At 70.6% G+C, this 13,797-nt stretch carries 10 protein-coding genes; 5 read left to right on the plus strand and 5 right to left on the minus strand.

Going from position 1 to position 13,797, the window contains the following annotated elements; all coding sequences use genetic code 11:
* Nucleotides 1-3 precede the first annotated feature (3 nt).
* On the minus strand, nt 4-1,176 hold the full coding sequence (locus KY572_RS22085) for an AAA family ATPase (protein WP_224244892.1): 1,173 nt from the start codon (nt 1,174-1,176) through the stop codon (nt 4-6).
* Nucleotides 1,177-1,293: 117 nt separating this feature from the next.
* Here KY572_RS22085 and KY572_RS22090 point away from each other — a divergent pair, with 117 nt between their 5' ends.
* Nucleotides 1,294-1,872 (plus strand): hypothetical protein, encoded by a 579-nt coding sequence (locus KY572_RS22090; RefSeq protein ID WP_224244893.1) that lies wholly within the window; start codon nt 1,294-1,296, stop codon nt 1,870-1,872.
* A 95-nt stretch (nt 1,873-1,967) separates the two neighbouring features.
* Nucleotides 1,968-2,681: an esterase family protein gene (locus tag KY572_RS22095; RefSeq protein WP_224244894.1), complete on the plus strand. Its 714-nt coding sequence runs from the start codon at nt 1,968-1,970 to the stop codon at nt 2,679-2,681.
* A 4-nt stretch (nt 2,682-2,685) separates the two neighbouring features.
* On the opposite strand, the gene KY572_RS22100 is transcribed toward KY572_RS22095, so the two are convergent.
* The 4 genes from KY572_RS22100 to KY572_RS22115 form a co-directional block, all read right to left on the minus strand.
* Nucleotides 2,686-4,062: an MATE family efflux transporter gene (locus KY572_RS22100; protein WP_224244895.1), complete on the minus strand. Its 1,377-nt coding sequence runs from the start codon at nt 4,060-4,062 to the stop codon at nt 2,686-2,688.
* Between the two features lie 151 nt (nt 4,063-4,213).
* Nucleotides 4,214-6,313: a beta-propeller domain-containing protein gene (locus KY572_RS22105; protein ID WP_224244896.1), complete on the minus strand. Its 2,100-nt coding sequence runs from the start codon at nt 6,311-6,313 to the stop codon at nt 4,214-4,216.
* Nucleotides 6,314-6,451: 138 nt separating this feature from the next.
* Nucleotides 6,452-7,618, minus strand: coding sequence for a TIGR02266 family protein (locus KY572_RS22110; RefSeq protein ID WP_224244897.1), 1,167 nt, complete (start codon nt 7,616-7,618; stop codon nt 6,452-6,454).
* 156 nt (nt 7,619-7,774) lie between these two features.
* Nucleotides 7,775-9,592 carry an Hsp70 family protein gene (locus KY572_RS22115; protein ID WP_224244898.1) on the minus strand — a complete coding sequence of 606 codons (1,818 nt, stop codon included), beginning with the start codon at nt 9,590-9,592 and terminating at the stop codon, nt 7,775-7,777.
* Nucleotides 9,593-9,791: 199 nt separating this feature from the next.
* Here KY572_RS22115 and atpH point away from each other — a divergent pair, with 199 nt between their 5' ends.
* From atpH to atpA, 3 genes are all read left to right on the plus strand, one after another.
* Nucleotides 9,792-10,340, plus strand: a complete 549-nt coding sequence (gene atpH / locus KY572_RS22120) for an ATP synthase F1 subunit delta (RefSeq protein WP_224244899.1) — start codon at nt 9,792-9,794, stop codon at nt 10,338-10,340.
* 112 nt (nt 10,341-10,452) lie between these two features.
* On the plus strand, nt 10,453-11,982 hold the full coding sequence (locus KY572_RS22125) for a sensor histidine kinase (protein ID WP_224244900.1): 1,530 nt from the start codon (nt 10,453-10,455) through the stop codon (nt 11,980-11,982).
* A 238-nt stretch (nt 11,983-12,220) separates the two neighbouring features.
* Nucleotides 12,221-13,768 carry a F0F1 ATP synthase subunit alpha gene (gene atpA, locus KY572_RS22130; protein ID WP_224244901.1) on the plus strand — a complete coding sequence of 516 codons (1,548 nt, stop codon included), beginning with the start codon at nt 12,221-12,223 and terminating at the stop codon, nt 13,766-13,768.
* The last annotated feature ends 29 nt before the right edge of the window (nt 13,769-13,797 follow it).

Raw genomic sequence — 13,797 nt, forward strand, 5'->3', positions numbered from 1 at the left:
GCCTCACGCCTGGGCCACGGCGGCAGGGACGGCTGGGGCGTCAGTCTCGAGCACCATGCGGATCTCCTCGCGCAGGGCCTGGAGCTCCGTCGGCAGGGCCTCGGGCGCGAACCCGGCGTCCATCTCTCGCACCACCCCCTCCAGCTTGAGCCTCCACGCGGGCAGCTCCTCGGCGCCCTCGCCGGGCCGTCCCGCCAGTACCTCGCGCCCCGCCCGAGCGATGCGCTGCGCCCGCGCCAGGGGCCCCGCGCTCGCCTCCAGCGCCGCCGCCGCGAGCGCCGGGTTCTCCGTGGCGGCCAGCAGCTCGCGCAGCACCTCGCGCGCCAGCGCCTGCCCCTCCTTCGTGGGCACCGCGTAGATGAGCGGCCACAGGTCTGCCACTCCCGGCGTCCTGCGCCCCGCCAGCGCCGCCGCCGCGGCGATGAGCCGCTGCACCTTCACCGCGCGCCGGTCGGACAGCCCGATGCCCGAGGCTCGCAGCGTGCGCAGCGCATGCGCCAGGTGAGGCCGCACCGGTGCCAGGTCCGACTCCTGCGCGGCGCGCGCCAGCACATCCAGCGCCTGCAGCGAGGCCACCCGGGCCTCGCCCTCGCGCCACAGCGAGGCACCGCCCGCGAGCAGCTCCTCCAGCCGCGGGTCCGGCACGGGCTCCACGAAGATGCGCGCCAGGAAGCGGTCCGCGAAGGCCGCCAGGGACTCCTCCTCGGGCAGGCCGTTGGAGGCGCCCACACATACCCGTAAGGGAACCTTCATCCGGGTATGGCCGCGCCGGAAGGTGCGCTCATTGAGTACCCCGAGCAGCGTGTTGAGGATGGCGGTGGAGCCGAGGAACACCTCATCGAGGAAGGCCACCTCCGCCTCGGGCAGCATGCCGGTCGTCTCGGTCTCCACGGTGCCCTCGCGCAGCTTGCGCAGGTCCACCGGGCCGAAGATCTCCGACGGCTCGGTGAAGCGGCCGAGCAGGTACTCGAAGTAGCTGCCACCCAGGGCCCGCGCGGTGCGGCGGACGGCCTCGCTCTTGGCGGTGCCCGGCGGGCCGATGACGAGCAGGTGCTCGCCGGCGACGGCGGACAGCGCCACCAGCTCCACCATGGCCTCGCGCTCCACCAGGCCCCGGCCGGCATCGGCGAGGGCATCCCGGAGTGAGGCGGCGGCATCTTCGAAGGTCAGGGACATGGGAGCACAGTGTACGAGGCATGCGCTCGATTCCGAACGGTGAACCGAGCCCCGGGGGGCGGGTGGACCGGCCCCCTGCCCAGTGGGCTAGGCTGCGGGGGGATGAGACGCGGATCCATGCACGGGGCGTTGGTCGGGCTTCTACTCTGGGCGGGAGCCGCCCAGGCCGGAGAGTGGCGCGGGTACCTCTCGCTCGGAGCGGGAGTGGCGCTGGATCGCCTCAGCGAGTGGGACGCCAAGGGCGCCGCGATCAACGCGTACTTCGGCGTGGAGCTGCCCGTGGGGCTGTCCTTCGGCATCTACGGCGAGGCCGCGGAGACGTGGGGCCAGAAGTTCGAGGACTTCCGGGACTCGCAGTCCACCAGCCGGGTGCAGCTCGACTACCGGCAGTACGGGCTGGAGATACGGTTCCGGGGGTTCCGGGACAGGATGATTTCGCCCTGGCTGGCCGTGCGGCTGGCGCGCAGCCGCTCCACGCCGCAGACGCCGGACGAGTTCGGCCAGCTCGTCCGCCAGGAGTTCGATGCGATGAGCGCGGCGGTGCGCGGCGGCTTCGACGTGTGGCTGGGCATGAACTGGGGCCTCACGGCGGCCACGTCCTGGCAGTGGTGTGACGTGCGCTACGAGAAGGCCGCTGTCCGCGAGTGCACCCGGCCCATCAACTCGCTGCTCGTCGGGCCCACGCTGCGCTTCTGAGCGGGCGGGGACGGTTGTTCACTCCCGCGCGCCCGGGCGTCGTCGCGCGTTCGCGACTTCATCGCACGGGGCGCGAGCGCTAAGGTGACGCCCCTATGAACCGCGAATACCACCGCTGGTACAGCCACCGCCTGGGCCGGGACATGGAGCTGCTGCTCTTCGGGCACTCGGGCGAGCCGGTGATCATGCTGCCCACGAGCCGCGGTCGCTTCTACCAGAACGAGGACTTCGGGCTGGTGGGCGCCATCGCGGACCGCATCCAGGCGGGCCGCTACCTGGTGGTGTGTCCGGACGGAGTGGACGAGGAGAGCTGGCTCAACCGGCACATCCACCCGCACGACCGGGTGGCTCGGCACGCGGCGTGGGAGTCCTACCTGCTGCACGAGGTGGTGCCTCTGGTGATGAGCCGCGGCACGGGCGGGCGGCTGACGCTGGCTGGGTGCAGCTTCGGCGGCTTCCACGCCTACAACGTCGGCCTGCGCCACCCGAACACCTTCCGGCGGCTCATCTCCATGGGCGGCAAGTTCGAGACCGAGCCGTACCTCGACGGCTACCACGACGAAAGCGTGTACTTCCACTCGGCCCTGCAGTGGCTGCCGAACGTCTCGGATCCGGCGCAGCTCTCCGCGCTCCAGAAGGTGGAGATGGTGCTGGCGGTGGGCGAGCACGACTTCTGCCGCGGCGCCAACGAGCACCTCTCCAACGTGCTGTGGAAGAAGGACATCGGCAACCACCTGTCCATCTGGCAGGGCGGCACCCACGACTGGCCCACCTGGCGGCGGATGATCCAGCAGTACCTGCCCTGGTAGCCGCTCAGGCCTCCAGCGGGCGCAGCGTGCCGGCGCTCATCCGATGGAAGCGCCACACCAGGGCGAGCGCCACGGCGATGAGCCCCGCGCACAGGCCCCACCAGATGCCGACGATGCCCAGCTTCAGCCCGAAGCCCAGCAGCAGGGACAGCGGCAGGCCGATGGCGTAGTGCCCCACCATGTTGGCGAGGAAGGTGAACCGCGTCTCCCCCGCCCCGCGCAGCACACCGGCCCCCACGCCCTGCAGCCCGTCGAAGATCTGGAAGACGGCGGTCACCATCCACAGGGGGACCAGCAGGGGGATGACCTCCTCCGACGCGCCGGCCAGCCGGGACAGCGTCTGCGGGAAGAGGGCGAACACCAGCGCCGACAGGGCCATGAAGCCCCCACCGCCCGCCAGGGCGATGAAGCCGCTCATCCGCGCCTGGGGCGTGTTGTGCGCCCCCACCGCCCAGCCCACGCGCACGCTGCCCGCGTTGCCGATGCCCACCGCGATGGTGAAGGAGACGCTCGCGAAGGAGATGGCGATCTGGTGCGCCCCCATGCTCGCCTGGCCCAGCCGGAAGGCCAGGACGCCCGCGAGCGCGAAGACGCCGATCTCCGCCGCCAGGTGCAGGCCGATGGGCAACCCCACGCGGAAGGCCTGCCCCAGGTCCGGCCACACCGGGCGACGCACGGGCGCCGGCCCCTCCGAGGCAGTGGACCGCACCGCCGCCAGGACGATGGCCAGCTGGAGCACGGTGCACAGCAGCGTGGCCAGCGCCGCGCCGGCGGCGCCCATGGCGGGGATGCTCCGCAGCGGCCCGAAGCCCTCCGGCAGCACGCCGCCACCGAAGACGAGGAGGATGTCCGCGCCCAGGTTGAAGATGTTGGCCGCCACGGTGGCCACCACCAGCGGGCGGGTGTTCGCGGTGGACTGCAGGTAGCCGCGCACCATGAGGAACGCCAGCATCGTCACCAGGCTGGGCGCGCGCCAGTACAGGTAGGCCCGAGTCTCCGCCAGGTCCTCCGTGGCATACCCGAAGAAGGGCAGCACCTCCGGCACCAGGACCACCACGCCGCCCAGCATCACCCCCGCGATGAGCGCCATCCACCCGCCCTGCCACAGCAGCGCCCGGGCCCGGGACAGGTTGCGCGCCCCGAAGGCCTGGGACACCAGCGGGTCGAACCCCATCATCACCCCCATGCCCAGGCCGCTGACAGCGAAGAAGAGGGCGTTGGCCAGGCCCACCGCGGCCAGGGCCGAGGTGCCGGCGTGGCCCACCACCAGGGTGTCGACCAGGCCCATGAGCGCCTGGCCGCCTTGAGCAATGGAGATGGGGATGGCGAGCTTCATCAGCTCGCGGAACTCCTCGCGACGGGACTTCACAGGGGCAGACATGGGACAGGCCGCCTATAGCGTCTTCTGGCGCGAAATGCGCTTCTGAAGAGCCGACGGGCCCACCGGCGGGCGCTGACCCCGGGCAAAAAAAAGGCGGCCGGCTCGCATCCCCCGAGGGAGCCGACCGCCCTTCCCTCTTTCGAGGGGGGTGCTACGGGTAATAAGGCGTCGAGAAGTTCGTCTCGAAAGTCGTTGTGGCCAGAGGCACCTGCAGGTTGCTCACATGCGCCACGCGCACGCCGGCGTCGGTGATGGCGTAGACGTAGTCATCCGCCATCACGCTGCGGCGCACGTTGGGCGTCCAGTACCACGTCCAGTCCCGGTAGTTCTGGGTCCGATACAGGTCCGACATGGAGAGGGTGCCCACCGGGGTGAAGCCCGTGGCCGCGTTCACGTTGAACACGCGTAGCTCGCTGCGGAAGCCGCTCCAGTAGTCCGAGCCGTTGTACACGTAGTCCGCGAAGGGCAGCGCCAGCAGCCCCTTGGACGGGAAGAAGTTGAAGGCCTTGTGGTCCCAGAGCGCCTCGCTCCAGCCAGAGGTGGTGCCCACCAGATGGGTGAACTTCTCCGTGGGGTGCGCCGGATCCGTCACGTCGAACATGGACAGCTTCACCGTGCGCTGCCATCCCTCGTTCGGGTTCTCAGGAATGTGCACGCCCACGGTGATCAGGTGGTTCTCATCCAGCGGGTGGATGTAGCTGGAGAAGCCCGGCACCTTCAGCTCGCCCACCTTGCGCGGGTGCTCCGGGTCGGACAGGTCGAAGGTGAAGAGCGGATCCACCCGCCGGAAGGTGACGACGTAGCCCTTGTCGCCGATGAAGCGCGCGCTGTAGATGCTCTCGCCCTTGGCCAGCTCCTCCGACTGGCCCGCCTTCACCAGCCGGCCGTTCTGCTCCCGGAAGGTGACCACGCGGTTGGTGGTCTCCGTGCGGCCCCAGGGGTTGTCACCGTCCTCCTTGAAGGTGTTGATGGTGGTGGCCACGCGCAGCACGCCCTCGTGCTCGTCCATGCTGAACTGGTTGAGCGGGTGGCCCTCCACCACGCCGCTGGCCACGTAGCGCGCCGAGCCCGGGGTGCGGATGTCGAACTTGTGCAGGTACGTGTGGTCCTTCTGCCCGTCCTCCGGCCACCACCACCAGTGCCGGCTGGCCAGGTAGAGGCTCTCGGTGTTGGCGTACACCTCGCCCGGGTCCGTCACCAGGCTGGTGCGGTGGATGGTGGACTCGGCGCCGGGGGCGTCCAGGTTCAGCGAGGCCACGGTGACGAAGCCCACCTTGGCGGGCGTGTTGCTGCGGAAGAAATCCCGGCAGTCGTAGCCGACCTCCACCCTCGAGCCGTCCGGCAGCTTGCGCCAGCCCTTCGGCAGCCACTGCTCGAGCGTCTGCTCGCGGATGAGCTTCTCGTTCTGGACGATGAGCTTGTCCAGCTCGCGCTTCAGCCGGTCCTCGTCGTCCCAGAGCCCCTCCGAGTACTCCGGCCACCAGCGCGTGTTCTGGGGCCAGCGGAACGAGTCATTGAGCAACAGCCGCACCGCGCTGTCCGTGCGGCGCGCGTTGGCGTAGTAGCCGGGGATGTAGAGCTGATCCTGGACCTGCGGCGCCGCCAGGTCCGTGACATCCACCACCGTCACCTTGGTGGCGCTCATGTCATAGGTGTAGCAGCCGCGGAACGCATCGCACTGCGGCTCGGTGCTGCCGTCTCGCTGCAGGGCGACCTGGGAGAAGATCACCACGCGGTTGCCCTGCAGGAACATCTCGCGCGGCCAGCCCTCGAGGGCCACGCTGCTCAGCGCGCTGAGCGAGGCGGCGGGCCAGGAGCGGTGCACGTACAGCTTGCGGCCGGAGACGACGAAGATGCGCGTCCCGTCGTTCTTCACGAAGTCCGCTTCATCCACGCCCTCCACCTGGTTGTTGGTGTCGGTGTAGTCGTCCGGACCCGCTTTCCCCGTACCCGGGCCACCGGAGTTCGAGTCCCCCGCCGCCGGAGCACTGGGGGGAGCACCCGCGCCGTCCTCCATGATGGGGCCACCGCGCCCCCACCCGCCGATCATCTCCTTCTGCCACGACAGCTGGGTACGCATGTCCAGCACCGCGGTGTCCTCGATGTAGGACTCGAGGTCCTCGCAGCGCTCGAAGCTCTCGAGCCGGGCCTGCAGCTGGACCGGCTGGTTCCCCGGGACGCCGCCGCGCTCGCCGTCACACCCGGCCACCGCCAGCGCCAGCCCGAATCCGCCGTATCGAAGCCATCTCATAAAATCCCTCAACACTGCTCCGGCCCACCGGGGTGCCCGCCGCGGCCAACCCCGGTCGCATGCCGCGCCGGGCGTTGCCACACACGTGCCAACGGTGAAGGAGTTGGGATTTCAGGAGGTTAGGGGTTACGGGGGATCTCAGAAAGTTGATGACCTGGCAGGGAGGGCCAGGGAAAAACCGAGAGCGCGGGGGACAAACCGCTGGAACTGGGCGGCCAGCGCCGTGTCCACCCGCTCCAGGCGCAGCCCCATGCCCGCCGGGCCCTGGAAGGCCGAGCCGCGGCGCGGCGGGTTGGACCAGGCCACCACCGCCTCCACCGAGGAGGAGACGCGCTGGCCGGCCAGCGTCACCCGGAGCGCCAGGCGCGCCCCGGCCCGGGCCGGCGTGAGGGTGCGCACGAAGAGGGCCTCGGGGCTGGCGTCCGAGCTGAACCCGGTGAGCAGGGGCCCGCAGCGCGTGGTGAACTCCACCACGGAGAACAGGGGCACCCGCTCGGCGGCGCGCACCGGCGCCACCCCGGGCGCCAGCCGCTCCAGCACCCGCGCCACCAGCGCGTCCGGCGCCATCAGCCGGCGCTCCAGCAGCGGCTCTCCGGAGAGCTCGCGGGCCTTGGCGTGCACCTCCGTGGGCTCCTCCACGCCCGCCACCAGCACCAGCGGCTTGCGGGGCAGCAGCACGTGCAGCTTCCTGGCCAGCGCCAGCCCGTCCTGGAAGGCGAAGGAGCGGGACACATCCACCACCAGCCCGTCCAGCCGCGAGCCGAACGCCACCGCCAGCGCCTCCGCCTCCACCGCGTGGCGCGCATAGAGGACGTGGAAGCCCTCGTGCTCCAGCGCCCCGCCCAGGAAGGAGCCCATGGAGCGGCTGCCCTCCACCAGCAGCACCCCCAGCCCCGGAGGAGGCCCCTGGCGCGCGTGCTCCCGAGCCGCGCGCACCGCGAGCACCTTGGCCGTCAGCGCGTCGAACTCCACCGGCTTGGGCAGGAAGTCATCCGCCCCCGCGCGCGAGCAGAGCATCACCTCGTGCGGCGCGCTGGCGCCCGTGAGCATGACCACCGGCACGCTGCCCGCGTTCGGGTGGGCCTTCATGCGCCGACAGGCTTCATCTCCCTGCATGCCCTCCATGCGCAGGTCCATCAGCACCAGCGCGGGCACGCGGCGCTCCAGCTCGGCCAGACACGCCGCGCCGCCCTCGAGCGGCACCGGCTCGCAGCCCAGGCGCGACAGGTGTTGGCACACCAGGTCCCGCACGGCGCGGGAGTCATCGACGACGAAGACTTCGTCGCGCGTGAGAGCCGGTTCCATGTTCGCCCCCGAAAGCACCCCTTACGAGCTAGGGACGCTCCCCGGGCAGGGCCATGTAAGGGGCTCTGTGCTGTACATGGGCGGACGCCCCAAGCGTATGAGGAGCAACACGCCGCTGCCCGGCAGATCAGTTCCCGACAGTGCGAGGCAGGACGCTCAGGCCGGGCGGCCGGAGAGCACCTGGGTGAGCTGACGTGTGACGGTGGCGCACTGCTCGCTGTTACCGGCCTCGAGGGCGGCGCGGCCGGTGTCGAGCAGGTTACGGACGGTGCCCACGGCGGCGGTGGCCTCGGGGCTGGGGTTCTCCTCGGCGCTGCGCTGGAGCAGGCGCGCCAGCTTCTCGCCCTTCTCCAGCAGCTTGCGGAGCTTCTCCTCCGTGCCGCGCGCGTCCTCCCAGGCCTGGGAGCTGGAGTAGCGGGCCTGCTCCTGGGAGAGCTTCGCCGCCTCGGGCGCGGGCAGGCTGGGGCGGGCCTCCAGGCGGACCTGCTCGGCCATGCCCGTCCTCAGGTCCACCGCGCGCACCGAGAGGATGCTCTCGCTCGAGAGCGCGAACGTCACCTCGATCTGGTTCTCCGCGCGCTGGCCCGCCTGCAGGTTGCGCAGCACCACCTCGCCCAGCTTGCGGTTGTCGTCCTGGAAGTCGGCCTCGCCCTGGAAGATGGGGATGCGCACCTCGGCCTGCCCTGCCCTGCTGGGCAGGAAGATGTCGCGCGCCACCACCGGCACCTGGGTGTTCTTGGCGATGAGCCGCTTCACGCGCCCGCCCAGCACGCCCACGCCCAGCGACTGGCCCGCCACGTCCAGCAGCAGCGCCGCGCCGGACTGGCGCACCAGCTCGTCCGCCTGGATGGCCGCGCCCAGCGCCACGGCCTCGTCCGGGTTGACGTCCGTGGACGGCGCGCGGCCGAAGAAGTCCGCCACCAGCCGCTGCACCAGGGGCACGCGCGTCATGCCCCCCACCAGGAGCACCACGTCCACCGAGCGCGGGTCCATCCTCGCGTCCTGCATCACCGTCCGACACACCTCCAGGCAGCGGCGGGACAGCGGCTCGGACAGCGTCTCGAAGAAGGAGCGCGTGAGGACGGTCTCCACGCCCGTGAGGCGCCGGTTGGCCGAGGTGTAGTCGCCCAGGGCCGCCACGGAGATGAGGGCCTCCTCCTTCTGCGTCAGCTCGCGCTTGGCGGCCTCCGCGGCCACCTTCAGCCGGCGCAGCGACGAGGTGTCCCGGGACACCGCCTCGCGCAGCGGCTCCTCCACCTGGGCCACCAGCCACTGGACGATGCGCTGATCGAAGTCCTCGCCGCCCAGCGTCGAGTCGCCTCCGGTGGCCCGCACCTCGAAGACGCCGTTCTTCACCTCGAGGATGGACACGTCGAAGGTGCCGCCGCCCAGGTCGAACACGAGCGCGTTGCCCTGGAAGCTCGTCGACAGGCCGTAGGCGAGCGCCGCCGCGGTGGGCTCGTTCACCAGCCGCAGCACCTCCAGGCCGGCGATGGAGGCCGCCTCGCGCGTGGCCGAGCGCTGGTTGTCATCGAAGTTGGCGGGCACGGTGATGACGCAGCGGCCCACCTTCTTCCCGAAGTGCGCCTGCGCATCCAGCTTCAGCTCGCCCAGGACCATCGCCGCCACCTGGGTGAGGGGCAGCACCTTGCCCGCCAGGTTCACGCGCACATCCCCGGTGGGGCCTGGAATGAGCGGGAAGGGCACCAGCTTCCTGGCCTCCTCCACCAGCTCGGGGGTGCAGCGCCGCCCCAGGAAGCGCTTGGTGGCCCACACCACGCTACCGGGCTGGTCCTCCGCCATGCGCTGGGCGGGGGTGCCCACCACGCGCTCCCCGTCACTGTCCAGGCCTACCACGGAGGGGGTCAGCCGACCTCCCGCTCGCGACGGGATGATGCGCGCCCGGCCCCCTTCGACGGTAGCCACGGCGCTGTTGGTGGTCCCCAGATCGATACCGATGACAGGTTCTTGCATGGGCCGAATGCGGTTCCACCGGGATGGAGCGCCCCTCCCCCGACGTGCTGAAGGGCTATGAGCCAGAGGCTAGCGATGTCCCTTCCCCGGAGTCCAGCCAGCCATGCGCTGCCGGAAAGGCTCCCATCACCCGACATTCACCACGGCCTCACCCCAGCCGTTGCCCGGGGCCTGGGGGCGTGCTAAGGGCGCGGCCGCCATGGTGAACGTGTCCATCGCCCGCCGCTATGCCCGTGCGCTCCTCGACGTCGCCGCCGAGGGCAACCGCACCGATGCCGTCGCTGATCAGCTCGCCACCTTCGTGAAGGCGTTCGAGCAGAGCCGCGAGCTGTCGGACCTGCTGCTCAACCCCGCCTACAACACCACCCAGCGCAGCCAGGTGGTGGAGGCGATCATGAAGATGATGGGCAACGTCGAGCCCGCCCTGGCCAACACCCTGCGCCTGCTGGTGGAGCGCAACCGCCTCACCTACCTGCCGGACATCGCCCGCGTGTACCGGGACCTGGCCGACGCCCGGGCCGGCCGCGTGCGCGGCCACGTCACCAGCGCCAGCAAGCTGCCCGCGGACGCCCTGGAGCAGCTGCGCAAGAACCTCCAGCAGCTCACCCAGCGCGACGTCATCCTCGAGTCCCGCGTGGACCCCGCCCTGCTGGGGGGTGTGTCCGCCCAGGTGGGCAGCGTCCTCTACGACGGCAGCGTCCGCACCCAGCTGGAGCAGATGCGCCGCCAGCTCAAGCAGCAGGGCTGAGACGTCCCAGGGCGGAATTTTCCCGCCCGGGTGACCCTACTCCTCAGGTCCTCCAGGGCTCCAGCGCAATCCGCAAGCCCGGTATTTCCAGCAGGTCCCGGAGCAGCTATACTTGGCTGCCTCCCAGCGGACTTCTGTCCGCGATGACGTGGCCGACCTGCTCATGGCGCAGCCTGCTCTCCCGCGCAATTCCAATGGCGCCCTGCCCCCGGCGGTGCCGGAAGAGGCCAGGCCCTTCCTTCACGCGCTGCTCAACGCACCAGGTTGGGCCGTGGGCTTCCTGGACCGGGAGCTGCACCTGCGGTGGGGCAACGACGCGCTGGCGGCGCTGACGGGCGAGCCGCTCTCGCACCAGCTGGGCCGCTCCGTCGCGGAGCTGTGGCCGGTGCTGGCCCCGGCGCTGCTGCCCGTGTGTGAGCGGGCGCTGGCGGGAGAGACCATCCAGGGCTTCACGGTGACGGGAGAGCCCGACAGCACCTCGGACGGACGGCGCATCCACCTGCGGATCAGCCTGCTGCCGGCGGTGTCCGGTGGGGTGCAGGCCGGCCTCACCCTCCTGCTCCAGGACGACACGGAGCGGATGGAAGAGCTGGTGCAGCTGCGCGAGGCCGAGACGCGGCTGAAGACGCTGGTGGACCTGTCGTGCGACGGGTACCTGCTCCACGACGGCATCACCGTGCTGGAGGCCAGCCGCGGCAGCGCCTCGCTGCTGGGGTGCCTGCCGGAGGAGCTGGTGGACCAGCCGCTGTTCCGGTTCCTGGCCCCGGAGAGCCGCCAGGCGGCGCAGGACGCCTACCGGACGCAGCAGGAGATGCCGTACGAGCTGACCATCCTGCGCTACGGCGAGGTGCGCGTGCCCATCCAGGTGCTGGCGCGCGAGGTGACGTTCCGAGGCCAGAAGGCGTGCCTGTGGGCGCTGTGGGACATCACCGGGAAGAAGGCGGCCGAGGAGGCCGCCACGCGCGCCGAGTACCTGCGCGAGCAGCTGCTGGGGGTGGTGGGGCATGATCTGCGCACCCCGCTGAACACCATCATGCTCGGGCTGTCGGCGCTGCAGCACGAGGGCAAGCTGGAGGAGCGCCAGACGCGGCAGCTCACCATCATGTCCAACGCCGCCCGGCGGATGGAGCGGATGATCCACGAGCTGCTGGACTTCACCCGGGCGCGGCTGGCGGGAGGGATTCCGGTGACGCCGACCCCCATGTCCCTGGGGCCGGTGCTGGAGCGGGTGGTGGAGGAGTACCGGCTGGCCCACCCGGAGTACCCCATCCTCCCGGTGACGGAGGGGGACCTGGCGGGCCACTGGGACGAGGCGCGGCTGGCGCAGCTGCTGGACAACCTGCTCCAGAACGCCCTGCGGCACAGCCTGGCGAACACGTCCATCGGACTGAGCGTGAAGGGCGAGCCGGGGGGGGTGACGCTGGTGGTGCTCAACAAGGGGCCGCTGCTGCAGCCCGAGGAGCGCGAGGCCATCTTCGAGCCCTTCCGCCGGGGCAAGCGTCCGGCCGGAGAGGGGTTGGGGCTGGGGCTCTTCATCGCCAAGCAGATCGCCGAGGCCCACGGCGGGCGCATCAGCGTGGAGTCGGCCATCGAGCGCGGCACCAGCTTCAAGGTCTGGCTGCCCCGGCGGGGCTCGCGCTGAGGGGTTCCCCCGAGAGGGCCTGGACCCGGGGTGTGGCGGGAATGCGGCGGGCTGCTGGAGCGGTAGAAGAGGGAGGCCTCCCCCCCTGGGAGCGCTCCCGGCTTACCGCCCCGATTAACGCCCTGTTCGTGCCCTGATGGCCGATCGCGTTGCGGTGCTGGGGAGCGCGTGGTAAGGGGGGCCCGCTTCGGCTTCCTGGCGGCTTTACTGCCGCCCCACTCGAGGACTCAAGACGCCCATGGAAATCCGCGCCGACGAGATCAGCAGAATCATCCGGGAGCAGATCAAGGACTACGGCAAGAAGGTCACTGTCGCCGAGACCGGCAGCGTGCTCTCGGTGGGTGATGGTATCGCCCGCGTGTACGGCCTGGAGGGCGTGCAGTCGGGCGAGCTGGTGGAGTTCTCCAACGGGGTGAAGGGCCTGGTGCTCAACCTCGAGGAGGACAACGTCGGCGTCGCCATCATGGGTGACTTCAAGGACATCCGCGAGGGCGACAGCGTCAAGCGCACCTCGTCGATCGCCTCGGTGCCGGTGGGCAAGGGGCTGCTGGGCCGCGTGGTGAACGCGCTGGGCGAGCCGCTGGACGGCAAGGGCCCCATCCAGTCCACGGAGAGCCGCCGCCTGGAGATCAAGGCCCCGGGCATCGTGAAGCGCAAGAGCGTGCACGAGCCGCTGCAGACGGGCATCAAGGCGCTGGACGCGCTGGTGCCGATCGGCCGCGGGCAGCGCGAGCTCATCATCGGTGACCGGCAGACGGGCAAGACGGCCGTCGCGATCGACACCATCATCAACCAGAAGAGCCTGGGCGTTTACTGCATCTACGTGGCCATCGGGCAGAAGCAGTCCACGGTGGCGCAGGTGGTGGACAAGCTCTCGAAGTCGGGCGCCATGGAGTACACGACGGTGGTGGCGGCCAACGCCTCGGACCCGGCGCCGATGCAGTTCTTCGCGCCGTACACGGGCGTGACGATCGGCGAGTACTTCCGCGACAACAAGATGCACGCGCTCATCATCTACGACGACCTGTCCAAGCAGGCCGTGGCCTACCGCCAGCTGTCGCTGCTGCTGCGCCGGCCGCCGGGGCGCGAGGCCTACCCGGGCGACGTGTTCTTCATCCACAGCCGCCTGCTGGAGCGCGCCGCGAAGCTGTCGGACGCGGAGGGCGCCGGCTCGCTCACGGCGCTGCCCATCATCGAGACGCAGGCCGGTGACGTGTCCGCGTACATCCCGACGAACGTGATTTCGATCACCGACGGGCAGATCTTCCTCGAGACGGACCTGTTCTTCGCGGGTGTGCGTCCGGCGATCAACGTGGGCCTCTCGGTGTCGCGAGTGGGCTCGGCGGCGCAGATCAAGGCGATGAAGCAGGTGGCGGGCTCCATGAAGCTGGAGCTGGCGCAGTACCGCGAGCTGGCGGCGTTCGCGCAGTTCGGCTCGGACCTGGACAAGGCGACGCAGGAGACGCTGGCGCGCGGCGCGCGTCTGGTGGAGCTGCTGAAGCAGGGCCAGTACGAGCCGATGCCGGTGGAGCGGCAGGTGATGCAGATCTACGCGGCGACGAACAAGGACGACCCGAACAAGCGCGGTTGGATCCGCCAGGTGCCGGTGTCGGACGTGCCGCGCTGGATGCGCGAGTTCCTGGAGTTCATGGACGGCAAGCACCCGCAGGTGGCGAAGGACATCGCGGCCAAGCGTGAGCTCACCGGGGACATCAAGGCGGCGCTGAACAAGGGCATCACCGAGTTCAACGAGGTGTTCCAGCCGACGGCGGGCGCCAAGGCGTAAGGCGCGCCGTACCAGGCTGAAGTGCAAGA

It is taken from the genome of Hyalangium gracile (assembly GCF_020103725.1).
GTDB lineage: Bacteria > Myxococcota > Myxococcia > Myxococcales > Myxococcaceae > Hyalangium > Hyalangium gracile.